This window comes from Zooshikella ganghwensis DSM 15267 (assembly GCF_000428585.1).
GTDB classification, from domain to species: domain Bacteria; phylum Pseudomonadota; class Gammaproteobacteria; order Pseudomonadales; family Zooshikellaceae; genus Zooshikella; species Zooshikella ganghwensis.
In genome coordinates, this window is the sequence record NZ_AUAF01000061.1 from 1 (window position 1) to 26,922 (window position 26,922).

The following is a 26,922-nucleotide window of genomic DNA, read 5'->3' on the forward strand; positions in this document are numbered from 1 at the left end:
GGAAAATAATTTCGCCAATGTTCGCGAAAATACCGCCAGATATGTGTATCTTCATCTAGCCCAAAAAACTCGCCGATGAGCTCCATTGCAATCACTTCAGGATCAGAAAGGGAAGGCATAGTCCCTCGTTCACGTAATCGCTGGCCTTTAAGTAAATCATTAAAGGTATCATCAACCCAGCAATAAACTGCTATGATAAACTCTTCTACTGACATCCCCTGTCCCTTTGAATTTGTTTCGGCAAAACAAAGGTTGGGGTCAGGGGTTGTCATTTCAAACTAATAAAAGTCGAGCATCGCGTTTTCATCTAACGATAACACTAAAGCATAGCATTATAGGCTGAGTACTTTTTCACCTCTTGCTATACCAGAAACACCTGTGCGCACCACTTCAAGAACTGTGGACGAGCCAACGGCTTGAATAAAAGCATCCAGCTTAGCACTATCGCCAGCCAGCTGAACAACATATGTATTGGCAGTGACATCAACAATTTGCCCACGGAAAATATCTGTCGTCCGCTTCACTTCTGCCCGCTGCCCACCCGTAGCCTTAACCTTAACAAACATTAATTCTCGCTCAATATGAGCGCCTTCTGTCAGATCAACCACTTTTACAACATCAATGAGTTTGTTGAGCTGTTTAGTGATTTGTTCAATTTTATGATCCGCACCAATTGTCGTGAGTGTTAAGCGAGATAATGTTGCATCTTCCGTTGGAGCAACGTTAAGGCTTTCAATATTGTAGTTACGCTGAGCAAACAACCCTACGACCCGAGACAGTGCACCTGGTTCGTTTTCCATTAAAACTGAAATAATATGCCGCATTAGGTTCGCTCCGTCTTACTTAACCACATATCTCGCATAGAGCCATCTTTAATTTGCATTGGGTATACATGCTCATTCGGATCAACCCGAATATCTAAAAAGACTAAGCGATCTTTTATAGCCAGTGCTTTTTCCATAGCCGGCTTGAGATCTTCAGGTTTCTCAATTCGGATGCCTACATGACCATAGGCTTCCGCCAGCTTCACAAAGTCAGGTAATGAGTCCATATAGGAATGGGAATATCGACTGTTATACTGCATATCCTGCCATTGACGAACCATGCCCAACGCCTGGTTATTCAAGTTAATAATCTTGATGGGCAAGTCATACTGCATACAGGTAGACAGCTCTTGAATATTCATTTGAATACTCCCTTCTCCTGTTACACAGACCACCATTTCATCTGGAAAACTTAATTTCACCCCCATAGCAGCAGGCAAGCCAAAACCCATCGTGCCTAAGCCTCCAGAGTTAATCCAGCGGCTGGGCTTATTGAATTTATAGTACTGAGCAGTAAACATCTGATGCTGGCCAACATCAGAGGACACATAAGCATCGCCCTTTGTCACTTCACACAACGTTTCAATCACCATTTGTGGCTTAATGACTGAACCATCACCTTTATCATAAGGGAATGTGCCACGTGATGAGCGCCACTCTTCTATTTGCTTCCACCAGGCATGAATAGCCTCTTCATTTTGATCTTTTTTATTTTCTTTCAGCAGCGATAGCATTTCACTCAAAACAGGCTGTACAGGGCCAACAATAGGTATATCTGCTCTAATATTTTTAGAGATACTTGCCGGATCCACATCAATATGAATGATTTTGGCTGTTGGGCAAAACTTAGAAATACCATTAGTTACCCGATCATCAAAGCGCACACCAACCGCTAGAATCAGATCACTGTGATGCATAGCCAAGTTTGCAGGATAGCTGCCATGCATTCCTAACATACCTAAAAACTGATTATCCGTACCAGGAAAACCACCTAAGCCCATCAATGTATTAGTTACAGGCAAATGTAGCTGTTTGGCTAGCTGCGTAAGCTCACTGGAAGCATTGCCGAGGATTACCCCTCCACCGCTGTATATAATTGGACGCTTTGCTTCAAGCAGCATATTAAGCGCTTTGCGGATTTGTCCCGAATGCCCCTTTAACGGGGGGGTATATGATCGCAGTTTTACTTTTTTCGGATAAATATACTCATACTTATCACTTGGGTTGGTAATATCTTTTGGAATATCCACCACTACAGGCCCAGGTCGTCCAGACTGAGCAATATGGAATGCTTTTTTTATTGTGGCTGGAATGTCTTGCGCCTGTTTCACCAAAAAACTGTGCTTAACGATTGGACGTGAAATACCCACCATGTCAGTTTCCTGAAACATATCGGTACCTATAAAATCCGAAGGTACCTGCCCAGAAATAACAACCATAGGGACAGAGTCCATGTAAGCAGTAGCAATACCAGTAATGGTATTGGTTGCACCTGGCCCTGATGTCACTAAAGCCACACCGGCTTTACCTGAAGCTCGCGCATAACCATCAGCCATATGCGTCGCAGCCTGCTCATGGCGAACTAAAATATGAGTGACTTTATTTTGTTGAAATAAAGCATCATACACATGGAGTAAAGCTCCTCCTGGATAGCCATAAATATACTCCACTCCCTCATCCGCTAGTGCGCGGATAACCATTTCTGCGCCAGATAATAGCTCCACGAAATACCCCTTTCCAAACGTGATATTTTCCAACAAATACTACACTTGCATTCTATACTGCCAGATATAGTTGAGCGAGGATGGCCTTGGTTAGGATAAACGGGTATCGCTTAATCAGGTACTCACGCAACCTCGCTATAACTCTCTAGTGCTAATTATCCAACGGATTGCCAGACACTATCATTTAAGTGAAATGACATATAATTAGCAGAGCTATTCAGTTAAAACAGATACACGGGTACGTATCTGTTTTCCCGACCCGAGGTAACGTGGTCAAGGGAATCAGCCAGATATCGGGTTACGACTCTGGGCCTGACAGAAAATTGATAACATAGCTATCAACCTATACATGTTATTGTTCAGCAACAATATGTCAATAGCGAATAAATGCTGTATGTGTTTTTGCACCTTGTTTAAGAAGGCCCATAAAACCACATAGATTTTAAGTGATTGACAGTGGCTTAACATGAACTTAGTAAGATCTTGCTTAACTGTTTAGCAATAAATTTCTATACACTATACTTTAATCTGTTTGTACAGCTGCGTACTCTAGTGATAACCATAGGCCCCCGTATGAGACCATTTTTGTTAGTCAGCATTACTTGCCTTGTTTTTTGCTTGCAAACCCAACTCTCCCATGCAGATACCTTTTATAAATGGGTAGATGACCTGGGAGTAACCCACTATGGTACTCGCCCACCTGAAGGTGCCAATGCAGAGTCAGTGAAAACCCATGCTCAAAAACCAACCAATCAAGACCAGGCGACTAAAGAGCTTGAGGAAACAAAAGTAGAGCAAACTTTAGAGACAAAAGAGAAAGAAGAAGAAGCTCGCTTTCAAAAAGATTTAGCCGCTGCAAAGCAGGAACGTAAAAAACAGTGCGAAGAAGCTAGGCAAAATAAAGTACAACTCACATTAAAAAGCAGGGTCAAAATGAAAATGGAGGATGGCTCAATCAAAATGCTGAGTGAAGAAGAACGTCAGGCGCAAATCAAACAAGCTGATGAAGCCATCAAAGAGTTTTGCTTATAGCTGCAGCTCTCAACACTCACTTTCAAACATTCGCTGCAAATAAAAAAAGTGTAAAAACATTAGCTCCATAGCTCTAGAACCCTGGAGGGCATTTCAGGGTCACCACCAGCTTACCTCGATAATAAACTGCAGAATCAGTTTTAAGTGAAACGCTAAAGGGCTTCGACTTTCCTGGTAATGGAGCTACTAACCGTGAAGCTTCCCAGCTCATCGTTTTGTTTAGTTGTTTTTTTTGACTATCCAAAACTTCCTGCAGCCGATAATCCAGTAAAAAAGAATCACAACCACACTGTTTGAGGGGCTCCATTGAGTACAGCACCCCCTCAAGAAAACTACCCTCTCTCCGGTAAACAACCTGCCTTGGAGCCATGATAACACAACGATCAACATAGTTTTTGATGGTTAAATTTGAAAGCAATTGCTGATTTTTTCCGACAACAGAAATGGGCTTAGTTGATGAGGTAAACACACAACCTGTCAAAAAGGAATAAAGAAAAACCAGCAATAGCAAGTTCCTTTGCTTAGTTATCATAGTGCTATCACTGAGTAATCAGTTGGTCGACTCTTTTAAGCAGGACAAGTAGCTGAGCAGAGTCAACTGTCAACGACTTAAAATACTCTTCTGCTAGTGCATGGATATTACTAGAAGATGGTAGCGGGGTATTTTTATCCAACAGCGCCTCTATTTTGGGTAAGAAAACCCACTGTAACCACTGAGTAAACTCCAGTGTATCAATGCAAAAAGGCTGTTTGCTGGCAAGGGCTTCAGCAGAAGGAGGTTCCACTTCCCAGAGCTGGAGCGCCTCCATTTCATCTTGAATAGCTTGGAGCAGGTGTCGTAAATTTGTGGTTTTCATAATTTGCTCTGGCACTACCTTATGTGTAACTGTGTGGCAGAGCAAATCATGTCAGCTTAACCTATCACTGAGCAGCAATAGTTTGCGATTCACGGATTAGATCCCGAAAACGCGCTTTCATGCCTGCATCACGAGTTAATGTTAAACCTCTACGGGCTAATTGCTCTGCCTGGCGGTAATTGTGCTGCATGAGTCTAACAGAAGCTAGCTCATAGTAAACATTTGGATCTTGTGGAGAGACCCGCAATGCCCGTTCAAGGGTTGCAGCAGCGCCACCTAAGTTGCCTTCAGCGTGTTGGCGCTTTGCTGTATTAATCAACTTACGTACTGCCGAATTACTTGATGTTGTTGACTCTGGGCGAGATACATAAGCGTACTGATCACGTTCTACCCTTGACACACTGGCTCTGCGATCATACTGATCATAAGCCTGCTGTGAGTTCGTATTTTGCTCAACGGTGTAACCACCATTATTATCCCCACGAGACTGTGGATACTGTTGAGGAGCAGGTTCCTGGTTATAGGGATCATCAGGATAACCTTGCTGAGGATACTGTTGCTGTGGCGCTTGTGGGTAGCGACCATGTTGATCTGTTGGATAACGTGACTCAACCGGTGCTTGCTGATAACCACCTTGCCCTGGCAACATACCGGTTCCAGGGTCACGATCAGCGGGTACCAAGTAAGGGTTTGATCGACAGCCAGCTAAAGCTACCAATATACCCAACACCATCACTAGCTTTGAATGCTGTCCATGACTTGACTGCATTTGTCTTCCCCTTATCTAAAAATAGACTTAAACCAATCAATAACATTATTTGAACGGCGGCGCTGAGGATAACCGTTGCGTCTATCATAGCCATCATTAGCCCGATAGCAGCCCGCCTCCTGTAGTGGCTCAAATCCTGACACAAAAGGCAGGTACCGAGCACCAGGGCAACGTTCTTGGCTTCTTAACCCTGTTGCTTCATCAACCCATAAGTAGTTTACACCCTCAGGTATTATAGGCTGCAAAGAGCGAACGTTGGCCTTCTTCATAAAATCAGACCACACTTTGAGCGCTCCAGAACTACCCGTTAATGGTGTTGACTCATTATTATCTTTTCCAATCCAAACAACACTTAATAAATTATCACCATATCCGGCAAACCAACTATCGCGCCTGTCGTTAGTTGTACCAGTCTTTCCTGCCAGCCTTAATTTGCCAGGCAAGACACTATACGCACCACGACCAGTGCCTTCACGCATCACTTCTTGCATTGAGTACTGAACAAGGTGAACAAAGCGCTCATCCACTTTCTGCTCCAAAGCTAACTCATAACGTTGAAGCGTCGCGCCATTGGCTGTTAATACCGCACGGATTGTACGCATAGGTGTTTGGAAGCCACCCGCAGCTATGGTTTGATAGACTTGAGCAACTTGTATAGGCTTTAGATTAATCGCACCTAATAGCATTGCTGGAAAAGGCTTAAGTTCTTCACCAACACCAAGCTGTTGCAAGGTATGAATAACTTCTGACAAACCCACTTCCATCCCTAGTCGCACGGTACTTAAGTTATAACTTTTTGCTAAGGCCCTGTGTAAAGGTACCCAACCATGACTTTTACGATCATAGTTTTTGGGCTCCCACACCTCTCCTGTATCTGAACGAATCGTAATTGAGTCATCATCAATTAACGTGGCTAAGTTGAACTGTTCTGGAAAGCTCAATGCAGTTAAATAGATGGCGGGCTTGACCAGAGATCCAATAGAGCGTTCAGCATCCAGTGCGCGGTTAAAACCAGCATAACCAGGTTTAACGGCCCCAACAATCGCCAGCACATCTCCACTGTTAGGTGCTGTAACCACCATGGCGCCTTGCAGGTCTTTATGCTTGGGATAAGCTTTTTTAAGTTTGTTAATTGTCTCTGTGACACTGGTTTGTGCTTTCATTTGGATCACTGGATCCAAATTAGTAAAAACGCTAAGCCCTTCTGAAGTTAAGTCTTCATCATTATATTCTTCACGCAGTTGCCGTTTTACAAGATCAAGGTAAGCATACGCATTAGCCAGGTAAGATTTATTGGACTTAACAATATCTAGCGGCTTTTCAATAGCTTTTTGAGCTTCCTCTTGAGTTATATGGCCCAGCTTCGCCATAACCTTTAAAACCAGATTACGCCGTTTAAGAACTTTTTTAGGCTGACGCCTTGGGTCGTATTCTGAAGGGCCTTTGACAATTCCTACCAATAGCGCTACTTGATGCAATTCAAGTTCACTAATCGGCTTACCAAAATAAAACTGGCTTGCCAATCCAAACCCATGAATTGCACGCTTACCCTCTTGGCCAAGATAAACTTCATTAAGGTAGGTTTCTAAAATATCATCTTTGCTGTAATGCAATTCCAGCAAAAAAGCCATGGCTGCTTCTGACAGCTTACGCTTAAACGAGCGTTCACTACTCAGATAAAAGTTTTTGACTAACTGCTGCGTCAAGGTACTCCCACCTTGGACCGTTGCTCCAGAGCGGAAATTAATCCATGCGGCACGCGCAATGGCTTTAAATGAAACACCATAGTGTTGATAAAACTTTCGGTCTTCAACAGCAAGCAGTGTTGGAATCAGCATATCCGGTAGCTCTTCCAACCTGGTAATAATACGGTCTTCATTGCTGTCGGGGTAAATTCCGCCAATCAGCAACGGCTCTAACCTTACCAGGGGTACTGATTCACCTTCGTTATTTTTTAGTGCTTTTACACTTTGTTGATTAAAGGTCACTGACACTTGTTGAGCTGGCTCTGCGCCATCTTCAAACTGAAAACCACGGGTATACAACGTATATGTTGTACCCTTTCTCATCACTTCACCTGGGCTATCTACTAAATCTTTACGCTGATAACCCAGCTGCTTTAGTTGGAGCGCAAACGTATCAGGCGACAGTTGCAATCCTTCATAAAGCTCCAGTGGACGGGCATATACTTTGGCTGGAATATCCCACTTTTTACCTTCAAACTTTGCAGTAACTACAGTATCAAGGCGATAAAGATATACCCCTGCAACAACACCGACCACCAACATAATCAGCAAACAAAGCTTGATTAGAGTGCGGAAAAGGCGAAATTTTTTTACAGGCTTTTGGGGTTGGGAATTTGTGCTGTTAGGATCTGATTTGCTCATGGGTTGGATTATACGGGCTCAGTTGCTTACTCCATAATGCTCTTAGCTGATTCGAGAACTTATACCCGTTATTGGTTCCTTTAGTTGTGACTCTATATGTCATAAAGCGGATATTAAAAAGCGCTTTACAACGTGAATAGTAGTCAAAACTATCAGACCCAATAAGCCTGAGGTTAGTCATAAAATCACCAAAGACTCAAACATTCACCAAAACATCTAAGTCAGCAACTTAGTCAAATAAGTAATAAAAGTATTTTAAACTCAGATAGTTATGTAGAAAAGTCTCGTTTAACGAGCATATTCTTGAAGGTTATTTTACCAAAATGAAATAAGAATTTAGTGTAATTAACAAACAGTTTTGAATTATTGGCTATTATTAGAACAAGAGTGCTCCCTATTCGCTTGACTCATAATAAAAATAATACGCTTATTCATTTGCTGGTTATTCATTCGGGCAAGGAAAATGACAATGGCTACCGACTTAATCGAATTGAAAAACCTGGGTAAAACATCTGTACAGTGGCTTAATGCTGTAGGTATTAGAGATAAAGAAACCCTAGAACAGATTGGCTCAGTTGAAGCTTACCGAAAAATCAAAACCCGTGGCTTTAAAGTCTCTAAAGTATTGCTGTATGCGCTAGAAGGAGCCTTACTCGATGCCCACTGGAATCAGTTAGACCCTGACTTAAAAGCCAAACTAATCAAAGAAGCTGAAAGTAACGGACAGCGCCAACCAGAAAACTAATAAGTAGAGTCCACCTCTTTTTTACCTATAGCGGCTTGAAAAGTATCTACTTAATACGTCCATAAAAAAAATGAGTTATTCAAGATTTAATTGCTTGACTTTGATAATGAGAATGATTATCATTTAAATCGTTGTCACATGACAGCGATAATCTGTAAACAGCTTTACTTGGCGGTAAACAGCTAAACAGGTTATCTCCTCATCAGGCTAATCACGGTTTAAGCTGCCTCTAACCCAGGCAGCTTTTTTTTGCATCAAATTCATTATCAAATATACCCACAACAGCATAGGCCAAGACTTTACACCTGACTAAGTATTTCAATAAGACTCTTCTTCCATATCATCGGCAAAAATTAATTCATCATCAAATAACTCTGACTGGAAGACTTCGACATGACGAGCAATTTCTGAAACCTTCTCATAAAAGGCTACATGAAAGAGTGCTTCACCCTCATTAACAAGCGGTATATTAGTTCTGGCAATTACAATACCTGATGCAGGTGCACGTACAGTGAGTTCTGCATCGCCAAAGGGCGCACTAATGGTAGCCAGCGGCTGGTGTTTTTTAACACTGGCACCAAGCTCTACAAGAGGACGAAACACACCATCTGTTTCTGCTCTGACCCACTGTGATTGATTGGCAATAACTGGGCTTCTATTCGATTTTTTCTTCGATTTATGAGAGCGCAACATACCCAGCATACGCATCACATTAATAATTCCACGAATGCCTGCATAAATAGACAGCTCATTAAAACGCAACGCTTCGCCCGCCTCATAGGTGATAACGGGAATATTAATACTTTCTGCAAAAGACCTTAAGGAGCCATCAGGTAACGTAGCATCTAATACAACAGGTGTGCCAAATGCACGCGCCATTTCATTTGAACCACTACTGTTCATAGCCCCCCATATTTGAGGCAAATTTGAACGATGAACAGCACCAGTGTGTAAATCAATAACATGTGTGCACTTACGCACAACACTTTCACAAAATAAGTTAGCAATTCGGGCACCAAGTGAACCTTTCTTGACACCTGGAAAACATCTATTTAAGTCACGTCGGTCTGGCAAATACCGAGAACGCTGGATAAAACCGAAGACATTAACAATAGGCACCGCTACCAGTGTTCCCTTTAGCTGAGACATCACTTTTAGTTTTAATAGACGACGAATGATTTCGACACCATTCAATTCATCTCCATGAATTGCAGCACATACTAAAAGCACAGGACCATCTTGCCGACCATGAACAATTTGTACTGGTATATTCAGAGGGGTATGGGTATACAGCTGGGCCACAGCCAAGTCTACAGTTGCACGCTTGCCTGCCTCCACTTTTACACCATTTATCTCAAACGGAGCACGTTGCATCCCATCCATCCTATCGTTTTCTTTTTTTAAACACGTAAGTTACTGCTAGTTATCACCAACTTTCTCAAGGCAATACAAAACAACTGTCCACCATCTGCAGCCTTCAAAAACGGGCCTGATAGCATAACGAGTTATCATAGGGTTGCGATATAGTGAAAGAATTAAGTCATCATTAAGTGGTTCACAACTCTGGTAAATGATAATCAACTTTTCACATTAATTGAGCAGTCTTTATGCAAGTGGTGTTTAGTTGATCACGACAAAAGAAAAATCTCTGTCCGGATGAGACATGATTGACACATTAAGCGAGAAAACATTTGCTATTTGTTCAGGCGTAAGAACTTCTACGGGCTTCCCCCACCCCTCAGCCTTACCCTCATTTAGCAGTAAAACCCTGTCTGCATAACGCAAGGCCATATTCATATCATGCAACACCATAACTACGACATGACCTGCATGAGCAAACTGTCTTGCTTCTTCCATAAGCTGCAACTGATGTTTAGGATCTAAAGCCGCAAGTGGCTCATCTAATAATAAGCACCTTGTTTCAGGCTTTTTTGCTTGTACTTGAACCCACACTCTAGCTAACTGAACCCTCTGCTGCTCTCCTCCAGATAAGGAAAGGTAATTTCGATTTTGTAGATGGATAATATCGAAACACTGAAGGGCTAACTTAACCCAGTGGGCGTTTTCGGCAGACGATGTGTTCCAGGGCAAACGACCCAAGGCAACAACTTCTGCAACAGTGAATGCAAATTGCAGCTGATGCTGTTGCCCTAAAAATGCAATATGTTGAGATTTAAACTGACGTGATAGCTGGTTTATTGGCTGTTGCTGCCAATAAAGTTCCCCGGTGCTATCTGGAACCCCGCCCGCAAGACAGTGTAGTAATGTTGATTTCCCAGCACCATTAGGCCCTAGTAATACAATAAGCTCACCAGGGTTGAAGATCACACTGATAGGATGTAATAAAGTTTTATTTAGCCTATGCACTGAAACACTTGCTGCTTGCAACATTTATTAACTAACCATGCACTATTAACTAACCATCCGTTGTCGTTGCTGAACTAATAGCCAAATAAAAACAGGTGCACCAATCAGTGCGGTGACAATACCAATTGGCAGCTCCAGTGGTGCAAGTAACCAACGTGAAAGTGTGTCAGCAACCAGCAATAGCCAAGCACCACATAACGTCACAGCGGGTAGTAATATCTGGTGATTAGGTCCAGTACACTGACGCACAATATGCGGTACAACCAACCCAACAAATGCCACAATACCTACTGCAGCGACAGCAACACCAACCCCTAGTGAAGCAACACAAATTACCGTTCGCTTTAACGTTTCAACAGGAACCCCTAAATAACTTGCTTCCTGATCACCCAATAACAAGGCATTCAACCCTTGTCCCAACCACGGTATGAGCAGAACTTGCAAAGACAGCACCGTAAAACAGGTAGCAACCGCCCACCATTGAGCACCACCCAGCTGACCTAACTGCCAATACATAAAGGAACGCAGTGTTAAATCATCCGCCAGGTAGTTTATGGCCGCTAGAGCAGCCATCGCCATGGAAGATATAGCAACACCCGCCAGCAACATAGTGGATACAGAAATTCTCCAAACAGTTACGCCTAGCCGATAAACAACCCAGGTAGCCAGAACGCCTCCTAAGAAGGCAAAACACGGCACAAGGAATTCACCCAGTGCAGTAGCTAAATCAGGAAAAAGTTGATTAAGTACCAGCATTGCAAAAGCAGCACCAACAGCAGCACCACTGGAAATACCCAAAACCCCAGGATCGGCCAGTGGGTTTCTTAACAGGCCCTGTAACAACGCACCACTATTGGCCAAAATAGCTCCAACCACTAGGGCGAGCATCACCCTTGGTAAGCGAATATCAACAATAATGGTATAAATATGAGCTGGAAGCTGCCCTCTGCTGTCCTCTAAACCGAAAAGTAAAGCACTGTACCAAGGTGTTTCAATTACCCCTACACTAAGCGCCCAAATTATCGTTATCAGCATGAGTAGCAAAACAGAAGTCAGCCACCATCTGACCTTACGACTCTGCCTCATAGCTTCTTATTCTTCATTTTTTGTTGCATATCTAACGCATAAAAATACATTTAGCTTCTTACTTTTAAAATCTGGGTAAATACATTGCTAACCTGTCTCCACAGCGTCACAATAGTGAAAGGTTCACTCAAGCAAGCGGCCGTCTATGAGCGATGAGAGCATTACGCTATGTACAGTTGATGAGATTCCACCCAATACCAGCAAAGGTTTTACGGTTGGAAAGCAAACGATTTTTGTTGTGAACCGCGCAGGCCAGTTTCATGCTTATTTAAACAGGTGTCCTCATTTGGGCATTCGCCTGGAGTGGCAACCTGACCAGTTTTTGGACACTGATGCGCGTCTCATCCAGTGTGCTACTCATGGTGCCTTATTCTTAATTGAAACAGGGCTTTGTATTGCCGGTCCTTGTGCAGGCCAACACCTCACTAAACTGGCTTGTCACTCATCCAATCAACAGATTTGTGTCACACTTCCACTTTCATCTGCTGAAGCTCACTGAGCCTCAGTCAATAAAGCTTGCAATTCCTGGCCCTGATTCAAATGCACTGGAAGCCGCCGCTCTAAAACTAGAGACTGAGGCGTTATATCAACTGCGTAAGCATACACTTCTACCCCTGCTGCAACAGCCTCACGAAGTGCTTCCCCATAGACTTGGTCTATATGGTCAGCGGGAGCCACTTGCTCAATCAATGTATTCTGCACACAAAAAACCAATACTGCTCTGTATCCTTCTGCACACATCGCTGCTAACTCACGAAGATGTTTTGATCCTCGGGCAGATACTGCATCAGGAAACAGACCCCATCCTCTACCCACTGCCAGGGTGACGCTTTTAACTTCTACATAGCATGAAGGCTTATCATCAGATTCAAGCAGCAAGTCAATACGGCTTTTTTCAGCCCCATACTTAACTTCTTTTCGAATATTTTTGTAACCTTCAAGCTCATCAATAACGCCTTCTTGAATCGCTTCATAAATAACAGTATTTGCCCGTCCTGTATTAATACAGGCAAGCCCTTTAGCTTGTTTTCCGTCAGTAGACTCAGCTTGGACTTCAACAAGCTCCCAAGTACCAGGATACTTACGTTTTTGATTATCAGACCAGGAAAACCAAACCCGACTTTCAGGCTCAGCACAATTCAACATAGAACCCGTATTTGGGCAGTGAAGTGTTAAATTATTTCCGCAAGGTAGATGAATATCTGCTAAAAAACGTTTATAGCGTTTCAGAAGTACACCGTTTTTTAATGGCTGCTCAAACTTCAAAATTAATTACCCGTATACTGAATTACAACCTAATTGAACAGTCTATAGCGTTTGTTATGAACAAAAAATATTGCAGCTATAGCAAAATGCGATTAACTATACATGATGTTTTTTGTTTAACGACAAAAAAATATTGAAATACCAGTAGCGTCTTTTGATTGTATCTGGTAATTTCTCCGCTTCGTGAAATTTATGCTGGTTATTTTTTCAGCATTTTCACGAATTTAATGTGCATTTTATGCGCACCCTAAGGAAAATGTTCACTTTTGTGAGGCTGTAAAAATGTCAGCACAAAACAAAACTGAATCCAGTTATCTAATGAAATCTTTCACGCCTTATGAAGTAAAAGAAGGCGAGGAATATATGAACGAGCAACAGCTTGCTCATTTTTCAGCCATCCTTCGTAACTGGAAACAGGAGCTCATGGAAGAAGTGGACCGTACGGTTACTCACATGAAAGACGAAGCGGCTAACTTTCCTGACCCTGCCGATCGTGCAAGCCAGGAAGAAGAATTCAGCTTAGAGCTTCGTGCACGGGACCGTGAGCGCAAACTCATTAAGAAAATTGAGCAGACACTTACACGTATAGAAGAAGACGACTACGGCTTTTGTGATGCCTGCGGTGTTGAAATTGGTATTCGCCGTCTGGAAGCTCGTCCTACAGCAACACTGTGTATTGACTGCAAAACCCTGGCAGAAATAAAAGAACGACAAGTCGGCGGCTAATAGCCGCAGTCACTTATTGTTAGGGGCTTTAACATCAAAGTAACTATCGGCATCCTACGCTGAGGATTTGCTGCAGATGCTGATTGGCGCTATGTCGCCCACTCCTTTTAGTCAAAAATATATTAGCCCTTACACAGTTAGTACTGGCTCGTTAACTTTGGCTACCACTTCAATATACCCTCATTTTTTATTATGGTAACGACCATGAGTAAGGTACGTTATCGAGGGCGTTTTGCCCCTTCTCCTACAGGCCCCCTGCACTTTGGCTCGCTAGTCAGTGCACTTGCCAGCTATCTTGATGCTAAAGCTAGCCAGGGTGAGTGGCTGGTTCGCATTGAAGATATTGATCCACCACGAGAACAAGCAGGTGCCGCTAAACTTATCCTGAAAGCACTGGAATACTACGGTTTACACTGGGACCAACCCATCATTTATCAGTCATCCCGTCACACTATTTATCAGGATTACATTGAGTACCTCCGTAAACAACAACAAGCCTATCCCTGCACCTGCTCACGTAAAGAACTAAGTATTTTCCATGGACAATACCCTGGCACTTGTCGTAATCAACGCACACTGCCAGCCTCACCCTTTGCTATTAGACTCAAAACCGAATCCACCCCCGTTAACTTTATTGATAAAATTCAGGGAGCACAGTCATTCAACTTAGAGGAAGAAGGCGGAGACTTTATTATTAAGCGCAAAGACGGCTTATTTGCTTATCAGTTGGCCGTTGTTATTGATGATACATTACAAGGAATAACTCATATTCTTCGAGGTTCAGATTTACTTGATTCAACACCCCGACAATACTACCTTCAATCTGTCTTAGGTTTTTCACATCCAAGCTATGCCCACATTCCTGTGATCGTTGCCAGTGATGGTAAAAAATTATCTAAGCAAAACTTGGCAACACCTCTCCCATTAGAGCACCCTCAACCAGTGTTAATACGGGCATTACATGCTCTCAACCAAAGCCCTCCACCCGAGCTGATTGGTGCAAAAGTGTCTGAGATAATAGCCTGGGCGACCCGCCATTGGGATTCACGCATTATCCCTCAGTCGATGACTATTCCAGAGACTCTACTGCCTACAACCGCACCGTAAAAATCTCATAAAAAATATGTCATATAAATCAGTGTTTTCAACACCGTCATATACTTCCTTTTAATTTTTAAACTGAAACGACTTTGCAAGATAAACAATACTTGCAGTACTATCAACGAGACCAACTATTTATATACGACACTTATGTATATATATCGTCTTGTTCTCCTACTGGTAGTAGGAATTTACTTATTTTCTCCAGCCATCATGGAATGGTGGATCGAAATGCCAACACTCTGGTATAGACCTTATCTGTTGTGGATAGGACTTATTATTGTCGGCTATATTCTTCACCGGCAACGAGGTGCTGATGACATTTGAGCTAACTCATCTGGTCATTGTCAGTATCAGCTATCTGCTGCTGTTATTTTTAACGGCATTTGCGACTGAGCGTGGTTACCTCCCAGCCAAAATTGCCAACCATCCTGTTACCTATGTTTTATCACTTGGTGTTTACGCCAGTGCTTGGGCCTTTTATGGTACTGTCGGCTTAGCACATCAATATGGCTTTTTATTTTTAGCCTATTACTTGGGTATTTGTGGTGCTTTTTTACTTGCCCCCGTACTGCTAATCCCCATTCTTAGAATTACCCAGACCTACCAGCTTGCATCATTGGCAGACCTTTTTACTTTTCGCTTTCGCAGTAGCTGGGCAGGGACGCTAACAACATTTTTTATGTTACTTGCAGTGTTACCCCTGCTGGCATTACAGATACAAGCAGTCACTGATACGGTACAAATTCTCACCCAGCATGCTATGCCTGAAAAGCTCGCTTTAGGCTTTTGCATAATGATTATTATGTTTGCCATTCTATTTGGTGCACGACATATTGCTGGCGGTAAAAAACATGCCGGCCTGGTAGTAGCAATAGCCTTTGAATCTCTTATTAAGCTTATCGCTATTTTGATTATTGGAGGTTATGCATTATTCGTAGTGTTTTCAGGGCCTGCTGATATGCAGAACTGGCTGAGCGACCATGCCACTGCCCTCGCAGCATTACAAACACCATTAGATGAGGGTCCTTGGCGCACACTGCTACTGGTCTTTTTTGCTTCTGCCATTGTGATGCCACATATGTTTCATATGTGTTTTACTGAAAACCAAAGCCGCCATGCGCTATCAGTGGCAAGCTGGGGATTACCACTCCTGTTGTTACTCTTAAGCATCTCGATTCCCCCCATTTTGTGGGCAGGACTTAAGCTCAACAATCCAACACACCCAGAATATTTCACCATTGGTATTGGCTTAGCGAGTCAGACCCCGTGGCTGTCATTGCTAGGCTACATCGGTGGACTATCTGCTGCCAGCGCATTGATTGTTGTAACAACATTGGCATTGTCCGCAATGGTTCTTAATCACATTGTCCTGCCAGTAATACAACCACAAGGCAGCCAAAACCTTTACCAATGGCTGCTCAATATTCGCCGTATTCTCATTGCTTTGATTATTCTTGCAGGATATGGCTTTTACCGGCTACTGGGGGCAGAGCAGGACCTATCCAATTTAGGAATTGTCGCTTTTGTCGGTGCTCTTCAGTTTTTACCTGGTGTACTTAGCGTTCTTTATTGGCCTCAAGGCAATCATAAAGGATTTATTTGTGGACTAATCATTGGTTTTACCGTTTGGTCCTTAACCTTACTAACACCGCTATTGAGTGACCTCCCACAAGTCAGCCTTGTGAGTACGTTGCTTGGCTATTGGGGCGTAGACTCAAATGCCGAGCCTTGGCACATTGCCGCTATTGGCTCACTCCTTATTAACACGTTGGTATTTATCGCAGTATCACTCATAACTCAGATGTCTGATGCTGAATTAAGCGCTGCTAATGCCTGTGCTGTTGATAATATTCATCGTCCAGCCCGAAAAGAACTTGCTGTATGTACTCCTCAAGACTTCCAGGCAGCACTCAGCAAGCCATTAGGTTTGCACATGGCACAACATGAGGTTGATCGAGCACTTGTTGATCTTGGTTATACCTATGCCGAAAAAAGACCCTACGCGCTGCGCCGCTTGCGAGACCGTTTAGAGGCCAACTTATCTGGCTTAATGGGACCTGCTGTTGCAACAGATATCGTTGATACCTTCCTGCCTTTTAAGCACAACAATGAAGAATATGTATCAGAAGACATTCAGTTCATTGAAAGCCGCTTAGAGCGTTATCGCTCTCAACTCACAGGCTTAGCTGCTGAGCTTGATGGGTTAAGGCGTTATCACCGACAAACTTTAGAGTCATTACCCTTAGCCATTTGTACATTAGGGAAGGACCACGAAGTTTTGATGTGGAATAAAGCAATGAGTCAACTCACAGACATTAGCGCCACTCAGATTATTGGCTCTTATCTAGACGATGTTGCTGAACCCTGGCAAGCACTACTCAAGCGTACGATTCAACATAGCAACGACCATTTACACAAGCAGCAGCTTGTTATTAATAATGAGCCTCGTTGGATAAATGCACACAAAGCAGCGATACCTCCAATTACCAGCTTCTCTAACCAAAACACAATAGCGACCAACACTCAGGAAACAATTAATCAAGATGCATCTCGTCAACAAGCTAGTGTGGGAGGCTTTGTTATCCTATTAGAAGACCAGACAGAGGCTCAGCTTATGGCTGATAAGCTGCTGCACAGCCAGCGACTCGCTTCCATTGGTCAACTAGCGGCAGGTGTAGCCCATGAAATAGGCAACCCGGTAACAGCTATTGCCTGCTTAGCTCAAGAACTTAAATCTGAGTCATCAGATCCACTGACAACGGAAATGGCAGAGCAGATTGTCACGCAAACGAAGCGAATCAGTAATATTGTGCAATCACTGGTTAACTTCGCTCACTCTGGCTCAACACCTAAGCTTATTCCTAATGTAGAGCACGTTAACATATTCACCACGATCGATGAGGCCATCAAGCTTGTCTCGTTAAAACAGCACGATAAAATTGTTCACTTTTCCAATACTTGTGATCAATCCATTATGGTCCAAGGCATTGCCCAGAGACTGCTACAGGTTTTTATAAATTTACTTAACAACGCCCGAGATGCTTCACCGAACCAAGGGTACATCAAAATAACGAGCCGCATTCAACAACCCAGTAAAGGTTTGCCTGAACGCCAGCAAAAATACGCCATTATCAGTGTGATTGATCAAGGGGAAGGCATTTCTGAAGCCAATCAACGGCAAATTTTTGAGCCTTTTTTCACGACAAAAGATCCTGGAGAAGGCACAGGGCTTGGACTTGCTATGGTATTCAACATTGTGCGCGAACATTCTGGTAGAATTACCATAAAGAGCCCAATGCAACAGGCTCCTCCTTTTGGAACCCAGGTAAGTGTATGGTTACCTATTGAGTAACCTTAGAGTCTGGCTAGTTAGCCTATTGAAAGTACCCCTATTTGACCTTTATTAGAGACAACAGGCTGTGGCTATGAAGCAAATTTTGATTGTCGAAGATGAAAAGGTTATCCGTGCCGCACTAAAACGGTTATTAGAGCGGCACAAGTATGCGGTTGAAGAAGCAGAGTCAGTACAACATGCCCTTGAAACATTCAACCTGGATAGCTTCGACCTAGTGATTACTGACCAACGGTTACCTGGAGGCCAAGGCACGGATTTGATTGCCCACGCCGGGGATACTCCTGTTTTAGTAATGACCAGTTACGCTAGCCTGAGATCAGCTGTAGAAGCTATGAAAAAAGGAGCTATTGACTACATCGCCAAGCCTTTTGATCATGATGAGATGATTACAACGGTAACCAGCATCATCAATGCCAACCCCAGAATTCCCTCAAAACAAAATACGCACAGCGCTGATGAAGCATCATCAACAGATGATAAAGCTCAACAAACAAGCCAGAGCCATATAATCGGCAAATGTCCGGCAATGCTGGAGCTTGCTCGACGAATTCAAAAAGTCTCCCCAACAGATTCGACAGTACTGATTTTAGGCGAGTCTGGCACAGGAAAAGAACTTGTCGCCAAAGCCATTCATGATCAAAGTAACCGGCAACATGCGCCGATGATCTCAGTTAACTGCGCGGCAATACCTGAAACACTCATTGAGTCAGAATTATTTGGTCATGAAAAAGGGGCCTTTACCGGAGCCACTGCAGCTCGCCACGGATTAGTAGAGGCTGCTGATGGCGGCACATTATTTCTAGATGAAATAGGTGAGCTCCCCTTAGAGGCTCAAGCACGTTTACTTCGGGTTTTACAAGAAGGCGAAATTAGACGCGTTGGCTCTGTCAATTCACAGCAAGTCAATGTCCGGCTGATTGCAGCAACCCATAGGGACTTAAAAAGTCTGGCTAAAAAAGGTGAATTTCGAGAAGACCTCTACTATCGGCTGAATGTTATTGAGATCCGCTTGCCCCCTCTGCGGGAGCGCGGTAGTGATGTCACTGAAATTGCCGAGCGTTTTCTTGAAAGGCAATGCGCTAAGCTTGGTCGCAAAAGGCATTACTTCGCCCCAGAAACCTATCAAACGATTAATGCGTATGACTGGCCAGGTAATGTGAGAGAGCTTGAAAACGCTGTCGAGCGGGCAGTGATTTTATGTGATAGTGATATCATCACCCCAGATCTTTTGAACATTGATATTGCCAAACCAGAGCCTAGCTTCTCATCCAGTATAACTACCGTTGAGCAGCATGAAGAACTGTCTTTAGAAGACTACTTTCAGCACTTTGTGCTAGAACATCAGGATCAAATGACGGAAACTGAACTCGCTCAAAAGCTAGGTATCAGCCGAAAATGCCTATGGGAGCGTCGCCAGCGTTTGGGTATCCCTCGCAAAAAAACAGTCTGAATTAGCTGCTGTTCTCTAGTGTTTTTAACCCCATCTTCAGCCCCAGTCACTTGGGGCAAAATCTCTACTTCTCACCTTCAAGCAAAGTGAGACAAATCCCACATTTTTATTCTTTTCAGCAATAGCATATTCCAAATTAATGGGTTGAAACAGACTCACTTGTTACCGCTATAGCTGATAAGTAACACATCATGAAGGGTGAATACGTAAAAAGGTAACACTTTATAAGTATTTATACCTATAAGAGCGCTCGTTTTTTAGCTTTTTTTCATAAAGTATTGTTTTTATTGAAAAATAAAAAACTGGCACACCACCTGCAGTATATTCAGTATAAAAACAATAAAAACAATGCTTACTAACAATAAGAATAATAATTTGGACTCAGTAACAATAATAACAACAGGAGTCCGCAAATTGATTGTTTTGGCGAGCGGTCTTTTTAAGTGGTATGAAATGCTCACCACTCCGTCTCCAAAAGAATCCGTTTGCACTATGCAGGGAACCCCGCTTGGTTCCAGGATGAGGTCAAAATAACAGTAAGGGATGTAATTCCTGTTACCTATAAAAATAATAATAAAGACAATAACAACAGCTTTAGCTTTCCTCAAAAAGGGCACTAGCCCTTTTTTTATTGCTTAAAAACTGGCATCCATCATGAACAGTGTTATCATAGCCGCTCTTTTTTTGAACCTTAGGTTATTTTTAGCGACACTGTGGATGTTTTCTGACTTTCATGAAGCTTAATGAACGGTTTAGCTGGCTAAATGCCCTGCTAAGTAAATTGCCTGGTAAAACTGGCAAAACAGCCCCTCAACAGAAGCCTATTTTTACCAAGATTACACGTGAAAATCACTCTGTCTCTCGTAAACAAATCAGTCACAATGCACTGAAGGTCATTTATCGCCTGCAAGATGGTGGGTATGAAGCCTACTTAGTTGGAGGCTGTATTCGTGACTTACTCCTTGGCAAGCAACCAAAAGACTTCGACGTAGTTACCAGCGCAACCCCCGAAGAAGCTCGACGCTTATTCCGTAACTCTCGACTAATTGGCCGAAGATTTAAGCTGGTGCACGTGCAGTTTGGGCGAGAGATTATCGAAGTAGCTACATTTCGTGCGCATCACAGCACTCACAACGAGCTTGATCAAACCTCTTCTAAGCATGCCTTGCAAGCTGAAAGCGGGCGTATTTTACGAGATAATGTCTATGGCTCCATAGAAGATGATGCCATGCGTCGTGACTTCACCATGAATGCCTTGTACTACACTACACGAGGCTTTGCCATTCATGACTACGCCAATGGCGTCAAAGATATAAAAGCTCGCACCGTTCGCTTAATTGGTGACCCCACAACCCGTTACCAAGAAGACCCTGTTCGCATGTTACGGGCGATTCGTTTTGCTGCCAAACTAGACTTTACCATTGAGCGCTCAACAGCGGCTCCAATTCCTGTGCTTGCTGACTTGCTCCGTGATATCCCCTCTGCCCGCCTGTTTGATGAAGTGTTAAAACTTTTCCTTGGAGGTGCAGCAGAACAAACCTTTACCATGCTTCGTGAATATGGGTTATTTAAGCAGCTATTCCCCATGACGGATGCATTAATTGATCAGGATGATGGGTTTGGCCTGCGTTTCATTGCCTTGATTCTCAAAAATACAGACCAACGTATTCGCCAGAATAAAACAGTGCATCCTGCCTTCTTGTTTGCAGCACTACTATGGGTACCTATGGTTCATTATGCGCATGATATACGTCACCAAGGTGTTCCCCCTATCCCAGCAATGATCCAAGCAGGTCTCCACGTAATCGATAGCCAATCAGCGCATACTGCCATTCCAAAGCGGTTTGCAATCCCTATGCGGGAAATATGGGAATTACAGCACCGACTTACAGTTCGTCATGGTAAACGCACTGAGGCCACCTTAAACCACACCCGCTTTCGTGCTGGATATGACTTTTTGCTGATTCGTGAACAAGCGGGAGAGCAGCTGGATAACTTAGGGCAATGGTGGTCACAGTACCAGCAAGGCAATGAGCAACAGCGCCGGCAAATGTTGAAAATGCTTAACCCTCAGCCCAGAAAGCGCCGTCGTCCCAGTCATCGTCGTCGACCTTCACCACACTCAAAACCTAGCGCATGATTTGCAGTTATATAGCACTCGGCAGCAACCTTGATGACCCGTTAGTTCATATCATTGCCGGGCTTCAAGGTATACAGCAGTTACCTGAAACGATGCTGGAAGCCGTATCAGGGCTTTACTCTACCCCACCACTCGGTCCTGCAGGACAGCAGAATTACCTGAATGCTGTTGTGCAAATCAACACTAGCCTTTCACCACTTACATTACTGGATGCATTGCAGTCCATTGAACAGCAACAAGGCCGCCAAAGACTGATGCGTTGGGGACCACGTACGCTTGATTTAGATATTCTGTTATATGGTAATCAGGTTATTAACCACGATCGGCTTGTCGTACCACATGCCGAGATGACCAACCGAAGTTTTGTTTTGCTACCACTGGCAGATATTGCCGAAGACTTAGTGTTACCTTCAGGAACAACTGTCCGACAACTCGCCACTGTTGCCGATCAATCAGGCATCACCCGATTACCCACCCATCTTATGACGTTAATTGCAGCAACCCACAAACAGTCACCCTATAACTGAAGTAAGGGATAGCTTTTCCATCAGTGAATTGCTGTTCGTCAGTGTGTTTATTGAATGGACTGTTACCACTACTCGGAATCTGTAACATTTTGCGTATAATCAGCCCAATAAGCACAGTTGCACATGAGAGTTAAGCATGGCCAATATCACTCTTACCACATTAAATAAAATGAAAGCCAGCGGTGAAAAGTTTTCTGTACTCACTGCTTATGATGCCACATTTTCCCATGTCGTCAGTAAAGCAGGCATTGAAGCTATATTGGTAGGCGACTCATTGGGTATGGTATTGCAGGGCCATGATAGTACGTTACCTGTCACCATGGACACGATGATATACCACACAGAGTGTGTAAGTCGGGGTAACCAGGGCGCTCTTCTCATAGCCGATATGCCTTTTATGTCGTTTGCCTCCCCTGAAATGACACTAATAAATGCTGGAAAACTAATGGCTGCAGGCGCTAACGTTGTTAAGTTAGAAGGGGGATCATGGCTAAAAGAGACTGTTCAACAGCTTTCCCGCAATGGCGTTCCTTGCTGTATTCATCTTGGGCTAACACCCCAATCGGTAAATGTATTTGGGGGCTATAAAGTACAAGGCCGAGGTGATGCTGCAACTCAACTTTTAGCGGATGCTGAACAGCTTGCAGAAGCCGGTGCAGCATTATTCGTTTTAGAGTGTGTTCCCACCCCCTTAGCCAAAGAAATTACTAAGCGCGTCCATGTTCCCGTCATTGGTATTGGCGCCGGACCAGACACTGATGGACAAGTACTCGTATTACACGACATGCTTGGTATTACGCCCGGTAAGCCCGCACGTTTTGTTAAAAACTTTTTAGCGGAAGCAGACTCTATTCCAGCCGCGATTGAAGCTTTTTCACACGCAGTAAAAAGCGGCACCTACCCCGCCGAAGAACATGGGTTTAAAGAATGAAAACCGTACACTCTATCCAAGCCATTCGGGATTTTGTACTCGCAGCAAAGGCTGATGGGAAAAAAGTTGCCTTTGTACCCACCATGGGCAACTTACATGCTGGGCACTTATCGCTTGTTCATAAAGCCCAGGAGCAAGCTGATATTGTTATTGTCAGTATATATGTGAACCCTCTGCAGTTTGGTGCCAGTGAAGATCTAGAGTCCTACCCACGCACCCTGGCAGAGGACCAAGCACAATTAAAAAATGAAAAGGTAGACTTACTGTTTGCCCCAAGCACCGAAGAAATCTATCCCGAGGGGATGGACCATCATACTGCCGTGGCTGTAGACAGCTTATCCAATATGCACTGTGGCAAAAGCCGCCCAGGCCATTTTACTGGGGTAGCGACTGTCGTGTGTAAGTTATTCAATATTGTACAGCCCGATATCGCGGTGTTTGGTATTAAAGACTTTCAACAGCTGGCCGTTATCCGCAAAATGGTGGATGACTTATATATACCCATTAAAATTGTTGGGGCAGATATTGCCCGTGATGAGCGTGGGCTTGCTTTGAGTTCCCGCAATGGTTACCTCACTCAAGATGAGTTAACAATAGCACCCAAGTTATACGCCACCTTATGTAAAGTAAAAGATGCCATTCAAGCTGGAACTCCTTTCGATATTATTATGAAAGATGCCACTGCCAACCTGGCTCGGGCGGGCTTTAAACCTGACTACATTGATATCTGCAATCAGCATTCTTTATTACCCGCCTCTTCCAAAGATAAAGAACTGGTCGTCTTGGCTGCTGCTTATTTAGGTAAAGCTCGCTTAATTGACAATATTGTGATTAATCTGAACTAGTGGAAAACCAAACCATGCAAACAACGATGCTTAAGGCGAAGCTGCATCAAGCGCGTGTGACGCACGCCGTACTTGAGTATGAAGGCTCATGTGCCATTGATGGAAAATTACTGGATATGGCAGGTATACGAGAATATGAGCAAATTCAGATTTATAATATTGAAAATGGTGAGCGTTTTACTACCTACGCCATTCGTGGTGAAGACGGCTCTGGTATTATTTCAGTTAATGGTGCTGCAGCCCACAAAGCTCAGGTAGGTGATCGCGTAATTATTTGTGCCTATGCACAATACGACGATAGTGAACTCACTGATTTTAAACCCGCCTTAATTTACCTATTAGAAGACAATGCTGTCAGCCATAGTGCGAACGCTATCCCTGTACAAATTGCCTGAAATCAACTCGGTGGGTTTTGTTACTTAGTGTTACTAGGCCCACCCCCTTCTGTTGCCTATAATCAGCTTGCCTTCTACGCTTTCCCAGCTATTTTTATGGTTTTGTAGGGGCTTTTTTCTGCACATTCGTGCATAAATCCTGATTAACATAACCAAAGAGAAACTGTGTCAATGATGAACAATCGTACGTTGCAAGGGCCAACGCCGCTTGATGCTTTTGCTCATAATGTGGACCTGTTAAAACAACGTGAGTTGCTAAAACAAACCACCCTCAAGCAATTATTTGCAGAAGACCCAGACCGCTTTAATCGATATTCATTGCAAGCCGCATCGCTGTTTCTCGACTACTCAAAGAACCTGATTACCGAAGACACCCTCAAAGCACTTATTAACCTTGCCAACGACGCCAAACTCAGTGACGGTATTCAAGCACTGTTTAACGGCGAAAAAGTGAATAACACTGAACATCGCCCCGCACTGCACATGGCACTTCGTAATCGAGGTGACCGTGAGATCAAGGTTGATGGGCAAGATGTAATGCCTGCCATCAAAGACACCTTGCGTCGTATGCAGGCTTTAACTGAAAAAGTTCATAATGGCGAATGGTTAGGCTACACAGGTAAGCCAATAAAACACATTATTAATATTGGTATTGGCGGCTCTTTCCTTGGACCTAAAATGGTTATTGAAGGACTGACACCTTATATAAAAGAAGGCATTAAACACCATTATATTGCCAACGTTGATCCAAGTGATGCAGCTGAAGTACTCAAACAAGTTGATCCTGAAACATCGCTTTTCATCATTGCATCTAAATCTTTTTCTACTCTGGAAACCAAATTAAACGCCGAAACCTGTCGTCAATGGTTACTTGATCAAGGTGCCAAGCAAGAAGATGTACAAAAACACTTCCTTGCTGTTTCCAGTAACGTAGAAAAAGCCGTTGCTTTTGGCATTTGTGAAGAAAATATCTACCCGATGTGGGACTGGGTTGGTGGACGTTACTCTTTATGGTCTGCCATCGGTATGCCTATTGCCCTCACCTTAGGCTTTGATAACTTCCTCGCACTGCTGGAAGGTGCTTATGCAATGGATGAGCACTTCCGTACCGCACCATTAGCGGAAAATATGCCTGTACTGATGGGTTTATTGGGTGTTTGGTATCATAACTATATGGGCGCAGCATCACACGCAGTGCTCCCCTATGACAAATATTTAGGCGAGCTGCCAAATCACTTACAACAGCTGGATATGGAAAGTAACGGTAAATCAGTAAATAAAGCTGGTGAAACGGTTACTTATACTACAGGTCCAGTAATTTGGGGTGATGTAGGTACCAATGGACAACACGCTTACCACCAGTTGCTTCACCAAGGTACTGCGCTAATCCCTGTAGACTTTGTTGCACCAGTTGAAACTCACAACCCCATTGGTGAGCACCATCGTTGGCTTTACGCAAATGCTTTAAGCCAAAGCCGTGCCTTAATGACAGGAAAAAATCTGGAAGAGGCTAAAGCAGAACTATTAGCTGCAGGTAAAGTCGGTGCTGAAGCAGATCATATTGCCTCACACAAAGTTCACCCAGGTAATCGCCCTAGCAATATGCTGGTGCTGCCTAAAGTAACACCAGAGGTCATGGGAGCTTTAGTGGCGCTGTATGAACACAAAGTTTTTGTGCAAGGACATATGTGGCAAATCAACTCTTTCGATCAATGGGGTGTAGAACTAGGCAAACAGCTCGGTGACACTATCTACCCAACACTATTGGCTGGTGCTGAAGCCCCAGAGTTTGACAGCTCAACCAATGCACTGATCAAAATGTTTCGTGATAAAAATGACTAACTTGTAGCTTAAATAAGTCAGTTATTTTTGAGAACGGCAGGTTAATTCCTGCCGTTTTTCTTTGCATTTCAGCTTGCACTCGCTAACATGGAACACTCTGGTTCCATTAATACTTTTTTAGGCAAAGGTATTTTATTGTCACCCTTATAATTTCAATAATACGGGTACTCTTTTAACACTAACTCTTTTATTAAATTGATATTTTATTGACTTATCCTCCTACTGAAGGGTATTGAGAGATAAGCTCAGCGTTGAGTCTCACTTTCGAATATAAACGCTAAATAACTCAATATTTTTTAAACTAAAATAACGCGATGCTCGACTTTTATTAGTTTGAAATGACAACCCCTGACCCCAACCTTTGTTTTGCCGAAACAAATTCAAAGGGACAGGGGATGTCAGTAGAAGAGTTTATCATAGCAGTTTATTGCTGGGTTGATGATACCTTCAATGAGTTACTTAAAGGCCAGCGATTACGTGAACGAGGGACTATGCCTTCCCTTTCTGATCCTGAAGTGATTGCAATGGAGCTCATCGGCGAGTTTTTTGG

General features: G+C 43.4%; 23 protein-coding genes and 2 pseudogenes. 14 read left to right on the plus strand and 11 right to left on the minus strand.

Features of this window, described 5'->3' with window-relative positions:
* The 3 genes and pseudogenes from F607_RS29780 to F607_RS0113960 all read right to left on the minus strand — a co-directional run.
* Positions 1 to 215 (minus strand): annotated as a pseudogene (locus F607_RS29780) (IS982 family transposase); the annotation flags it as partial.
* Positions 216 to 332: 117 nt separating this feature from the next.
* Entirely contained in the window at positions 333 to 824 is a 492-nt protein-coding gene (gene ilvN / locus F607_RS0113955) for an acetolactate synthase small subunit (RefSeq protein ID WP_027708575.1), read from the minus strand.
* Positions 824 to 2,548, minus strand: coding sequence for an acetolactate synthase 3 large subunit (locus F607_RS0113960; RefSeq protein ID WP_027708576.1), 1,725 nt, complete (start codon positions 2,546 to 2,548; stop codon positions 824 to 826). Before F607_RS0113960 ends, ilvN begins: the two co-directional genes overlap by 1 nt.
* Before the next feature lie 573 nt (positions 2,549 to 3,121).
* On the opposite strand from F607_RS0113960, the gene F607_RS0113965 reads away from it, so the two are divergent.
* Entirely contained in the window at positions 3,122 to 3,580 is a 459-nt protein-coding gene (locus F607_RS0113965; protein WP_027708577.1) for a DUF4124 domain-containing protein, read from the plus strand.
* A gap of 73 nt (positions 3,581 to 3,653) precedes the next feature.
* Here the strand turns inward: F607_RS0113965 and F607_RS0113970 are convergent, their stop codons facing one another.
* The 4 genes from F607_RS0113970 to mrcB form a co-directional block, all read right to left on the minus strand.
* Positions 3,654 to 4,112: a DUF2195 family protein gene (locus tag F607_RS0113970; RefSeq protein ID WP_027708578.1), complete on the minus strand. Its 459-nt coding sequence runs from the start codon at positions 4,110 to 4,112 to the stop codon at positions 3,654 to 3,656.
* Positions 4,113 to 4,119: 7 nt separating this feature from the next.
* On the minus strand, positions 4,120 to 4,437 hold the full coding sequence (locus F607_RS0113975; RefSeq protein WP_051311482.1) for a YqcC family protein: 318 nt from the start codon (positions 4,435 to 4,437) through the stop codon (positions 4,120 to 4,122).
* A gap of 64 nt (positions 4,438 to 4,501) precedes the next feature.
* Complete coding sequence (locus tag F607_RS32890; protein WP_051311483.1) at positions 4,502 to 5,206, minus strand: tetratricopeptide repeat protein; 705 nt, start codon at positions 5,204 to 5,206, stop codon at positions 4,502 to 4,504.
* Positions 5,207 to 5,217: 11 nt separating this feature from the next.
* Complete coding sequence (mrcB, locus tag F607_RS29790; RefSeq protein WP_084611244.1) at positions 5,218 to 7,593, minus strand: penicillin-binding protein 1B; 2,376 nt, start codon at positions 7,591 to 7,593, stop codon at positions 5,218 to 5,220.
* A 469-nt stretch (positions 7,594 to 8,062) separates the two neighbouring features.
* On the opposite strand from mrcB, the gene F607_RS0113990 reads away from it, so the two are divergent.
* The gene (locus tag F607_RS0113990) at positions 8,063 to 8,338 is read left to right on the plus strand and encodes a TfoX/Sxy family protein (RefSeq protein ID WP_027708580.1); all 276 of its coding nucleotides are present in this window, start codon (positions 8,063 to 8,065) and stop codon (positions 8,336 to 8,338) included.
* 318 nt (positions 8,339 to 8,656) lie between these two features.
* Here F607_RS0113990 and F607_RS0113995 read toward each other — a convergent pair whose 3' ends face one another.
* The 3 genes from F607_RS0113995 to F607_RS0114005 all read right to left on the minus strand — a co-directional run bounded on the left by F607_RS0113995 (position 8,657) and on the right by F607_RS0114005 (position 11,740).
* The gene (locus F607_RS0113995) at positions 8,657 to 9,712 is read right to left on the minus strand and encodes a succinylglutamate desuccinylase/aspartoacylase family protein (protein WP_027708581.1); all 1,056 of its coding nucleotides are present in this window, start codon (positions 9,710 to 9,712) and stop codon (positions 8,657 to 8,659) included.
* A 246-nt stretch (positions 9,713 to 9,958) separates the two neighbouring features.
* A complete protein-coding gene (locus F607_RS0114000; RefSeq protein WP_027708582.1) occupies positions 9,959 to 10,729 on the minus strand; it encodes a heme ABC transporter ATP-binding protein in 771 nt (256 codons plus the stop codon).
* 21 nt (positions 10,730 to 10,750) lie between these two features.
* Positions 10,751 to 11,740 (minus strand): FecCD family ABC transporter permease, encoded by a 990-nt coding sequence (locus tag F607_RS0114005; protein WP_051311484.1) that lies wholly within the window; start codon positions 11,738 to 11,740, stop codon positions 10,751 to 10,753.
* A gap of 196 nt (positions 11,741 to 11,936) precedes the next feature.
* Here F607_RS0114005 and F607_RS0114010 point away from each other — a divergent pair, with 196 nt between their 5' ends.
* Positions 11,937 to 12,290, plus strand: coding sequence for a Rieske (2Fe-2S) protein (locus tag F607_RS0114010; protein WP_051311485.1), 354 nt, complete (start codon positions 11,937 to 11,939; stop codon positions 12,288 to 12,290).
* Here F607_RS0114010 and sfsA read toward each other — a convergent pair.
* On the minus strand, positions 12,284 to 13,057 hold the full coding sequence (gene sfsA / locus F607_RS0114015; protein WP_027708585.1) for a DNA/RNA nuclease SfsA: 774 nt from the start codon (positions 13,055 to 13,057) through the stop codon (positions 12,284 to 12,286). The genes F607_RS0114010 and sfsA overlap by 7 nt on opposite strands.
* A gap of 282 nt (positions 13,058 to 13,339) precedes the next feature.
* Between sfsA and dksA the strand changes: the two genes are divergently transcribed.
* From dksA to F607_RS34115, 11 genes and pseudogenes are all read left to right on the plus strand, one after another.
* Positions 13,340 to 13,783, plus strand: a complete 444-nt coding sequence (gene dksA, locus F607_RS0114020; protein ID WP_027708586.1) for an RNA polymerase-binding protein DksA — start codon at positions 13,340 to 13,342, stop codon at positions 13,781 to 13,783.
* A 204-nt stretch (positions 13,784 to 13,987) separates the two neighbouring features.
* On the plus strand, positions 13,988 to 14,890 hold the full coding sequence (gluQRS, locus tag F607_RS0114025; protein WP_027708587.1) for a tRNA glutamyl-Q(34) synthetase GluQRS: 903 nt from the start codon (positions 13,988 to 13,990) through the stop codon (positions 14,888 to 14,890).
* Positions 14,891 to 15,200: 310 nt separating this feature from the next.
* Positions 15,201 to 18,239 (plus strand): ATP-binding protein, encoded by a 3,039-nt coding sequence (locus F607_RS0114035; protein ID WP_276523944.1) that lies wholly within the window; start codon positions 15,201 to 15,203, stop codon positions 18,237 to 18,239.
* A 73-nt stretch (positions 18,240 to 18,312) separates the two neighbouring features.
* Entirely contained in the window at positions 18,313 to 19,692 is a 1,380-nt protein-coding gene (locus F607_RS0114040) for a sigma-54-dependent transcriptional regulator (RefSeq protein WP_027708590.1), read from the plus strand.
* 733 nt (positions 19,693 to 20,425) lie between these two features.
* Positions 20,426 to 21,832, plus strand: coding sequence for a polynucleotide adenylyltransferase PcnB (gene pcnB / locus F607_RS0114050; RefSeq protein WP_084611245.1), 1,407 nt, complete (start codon positions 20,426 to 20,428; stop codon positions 21,830 to 21,832).
* Positions 21,829 to 22,359: a 2-amino-4-hydroxy-6-hydroxymethyldihydropteridine diphosphokinase gene (folK, locus tag F607_RS0114055; protein ID WP_027708593.1), complete on the plus strand. Its 531-nt coding sequence runs from the start codon at positions 21,829 to 21,831 to the stop codon at positions 22,357 to 22,359. The genes pcnB and folK overlap by 4 nt, the downstream gene beginning before the upstream one ends.
* Before the next feature lie 136 nt (positions 22,360 to 22,495).
* On the plus strand, positions 22,496 to 23,290 hold the full coding sequence (gene panB / locus F607_RS0114060) for a 3-methyl-2-oxobutanoate hydroxymethyltransferase (RefSeq protein ID WP_027708594.1): 795 nt from the start codon (positions 22,496 to 22,498) through the stop codon (positions 23,288 to 23,290).
* The gene (gene panC, locus F607_RS0114065) at positions 23,287 to 24,135 is read left to right on the plus strand and encodes a pantoate--beta-alanine ligase (protein WP_027708595.1); all 849 of its coding nucleotides are present in this window, start codon (positions 23,287 to 23,289) and stop codon (positions 24,133 to 24,135) included. Before panB ends, panC begins: the two co-directional genes overlap by 4 nt.
* A 14-nt stretch (positions 24,136 to 24,149) precedes the next feature.
* Positions 24,150 to 24,530 carry an aspartate 1-decarboxylase gene (gene panD / locus F607_RS0114070; protein ID WP_027708596.1) on the plus strand — a complete coding sequence of 127 codons (381 nt, stop codon included), beginning with the start codon at positions 24,150 to 24,152 and terminating at the stop codon, positions 24,528 to 24,530.
* A 171-nt stretch (positions 24,531 to 24,701) separates the two neighbouring features.
* Positions 24,702 to 26,372, plus strand: a complete 1,671-nt coding sequence (gene pgi / locus F607_RS0114075) for a glucose-6-phosphate isomerase (protein WP_027708597.1) — start codon at positions 24,702 to 24,704, stop codon at positions 26,370 to 26,372.
* A 395-nt stretch (positions 26,373 to 26,767) separates the two neighbouring features.
* Positions 26,768 to 26,922: pseudogene (locus tag F607_RS34115) on the plus strand (IS982 family transposase); the annotation flags it as partial.

Excerpts from the sequence above, each read along its gene's own strand:
- ilvN (WP_027708575.1), bottom strand. The coding sequence starts at position 824 with ATGCGGCATATTATTTCAGTTTTAATGGAAAACGAACCAGGTGCACTG.
- F607_RS0113975 (WP_051311482.1), bottom strand. The coding sequence starts at position 4,437 with ATGAAAACCACAAATTTACGACACCTGCTCCAAGCTATTCAAGATGAA.
- folK (WP_027708593.1), top strand. The coding sequence starts at position 21,829 with ATGATTTGCAGTTATATAGCACTCGGCAGCAACCTTGATGACCCGTTA.
- F607_RS0113965 (WP_027708577.1), top strand. The coding sequence starts at position 3,122 with ATGAGACCATTTTTGTTAGTCAGCATTACTTGCCTTGTTTTTTGCTTG.
- F607_RS0114040 (WP_027708590.1), top strand. The coding sequence starts at position 18,313 with ATGAAGCAAATTTTGATTGTCGAAGATGAAAAGGTTATCCGTGCCGCA.
- gluQRS (WP_027708587.1), top strand. The coding sequence starts at position 13,988 with ATGAGTAAGGTACGTTATCGAGGGCGTTTTGCCCCTTCTCCTACAGGC.
- panB (WP_027708594.1), top strand. The coding sequence starts at position 22,496 with ATGGCCAATATCACTCTTACCACATTAAATAAAATGAAAGCCAGCGGT.
- F607_RS0114035 (WP_276523944.1), top strand. The coding sequence starts at position 15,201 with ATGACATTTGAGCTAACTCATCTGGTCATTGTCAGTATCAGCTATCTG.
- panC (WP_027708595.1), top strand. The coding sequence starts at position 23,287 with ATGAAAACCGTACACTCTATCCAAGCCATTCGGGATTTTGTACTCGCA.
- pgi (WP_027708597.1), top strand. The coding sequence starts at position 24,702 with ATGATGAACAATCGTACGTTGCAAGGGCCAACGCCGCTTGATGCTTTT.
- dksA (WP_027708586.1), top strand. The coding sequence starts at position 13,340 with ATGTCAGCACAAAACAAAACTGAATCCAGTTATCTAATGAAATCTTTC.
- F607_RS0113990 (WP_027708580.1), top strand. The coding sequence starts at position 8,063 with ATGGCTACCGACTTAATCGAATTGAAAAACCTGGGTAAAACATCTGTA.
- F607_RS0113970 (WP_027708578.1), bottom strand. The coding sequence starts at position 4,112 with ATGATAACTAAGCAAAGGAACTTGCTATTGCTGGTTTTTCTTTATTCC.
- F607_RS0114000 (WP_027708582.1), bottom strand. The coding sequence starts at position 10,729 with ATGTTGCAAGCAGCAAGTGTTTCAGTGCATAGGCTAAATAAAACTTTA.
- F607_RS0114005 (WP_051311484.1), bottom strand. The coding sequence starts at position 11,740 with ATGCTGATAACGATAATTTGGGCGCTTAGTGTAGGGGTAATTGAAACA.
- pcnB (WP_084611245.1), top strand. The coding sequence starts at position 20,426 with ATGAAGCTTAATGAACGGTTTAGCTGGCTAAATGCCCTGCTAAGTAAA.
- F607_RS0114010 (WP_051311485.1), top strand. The coding sequence starts at position 11,937 with ATGAGCGATGAGAGCATTACGCTATGTACAGTTGATGAGATTCCACCC.
- mrcB (WP_084611244.1), bottom strand. The coding sequence starts at position 7,593 with ATGAGCAAATCAGATCCTAACAGCACAAATTCCCAACCCCAAAAGCCT.
- F607_RS32890 (WP_051311483.1), bottom strand. The coding sequence starts at position 5,206 with ATGCAGTCAAGTCATGGACAGCATTCAAAGCTAGTGATGGTGTTGGGT.
- F607_RS0113995 (WP_027708581.1), bottom strand. The coding sequence starts at position 9,712 with ATGCAACGTGCTCCGTTTGAGATAAATGGTGTAAAAGTGGAGGCAGGC.
- panD (WP_027708596.1), top strand. The coding sequence starts at position 24,150 with ATGCAAACAACGATGCTTAAGGCGAAGCTGCATCAAGCGCGTGTGACG.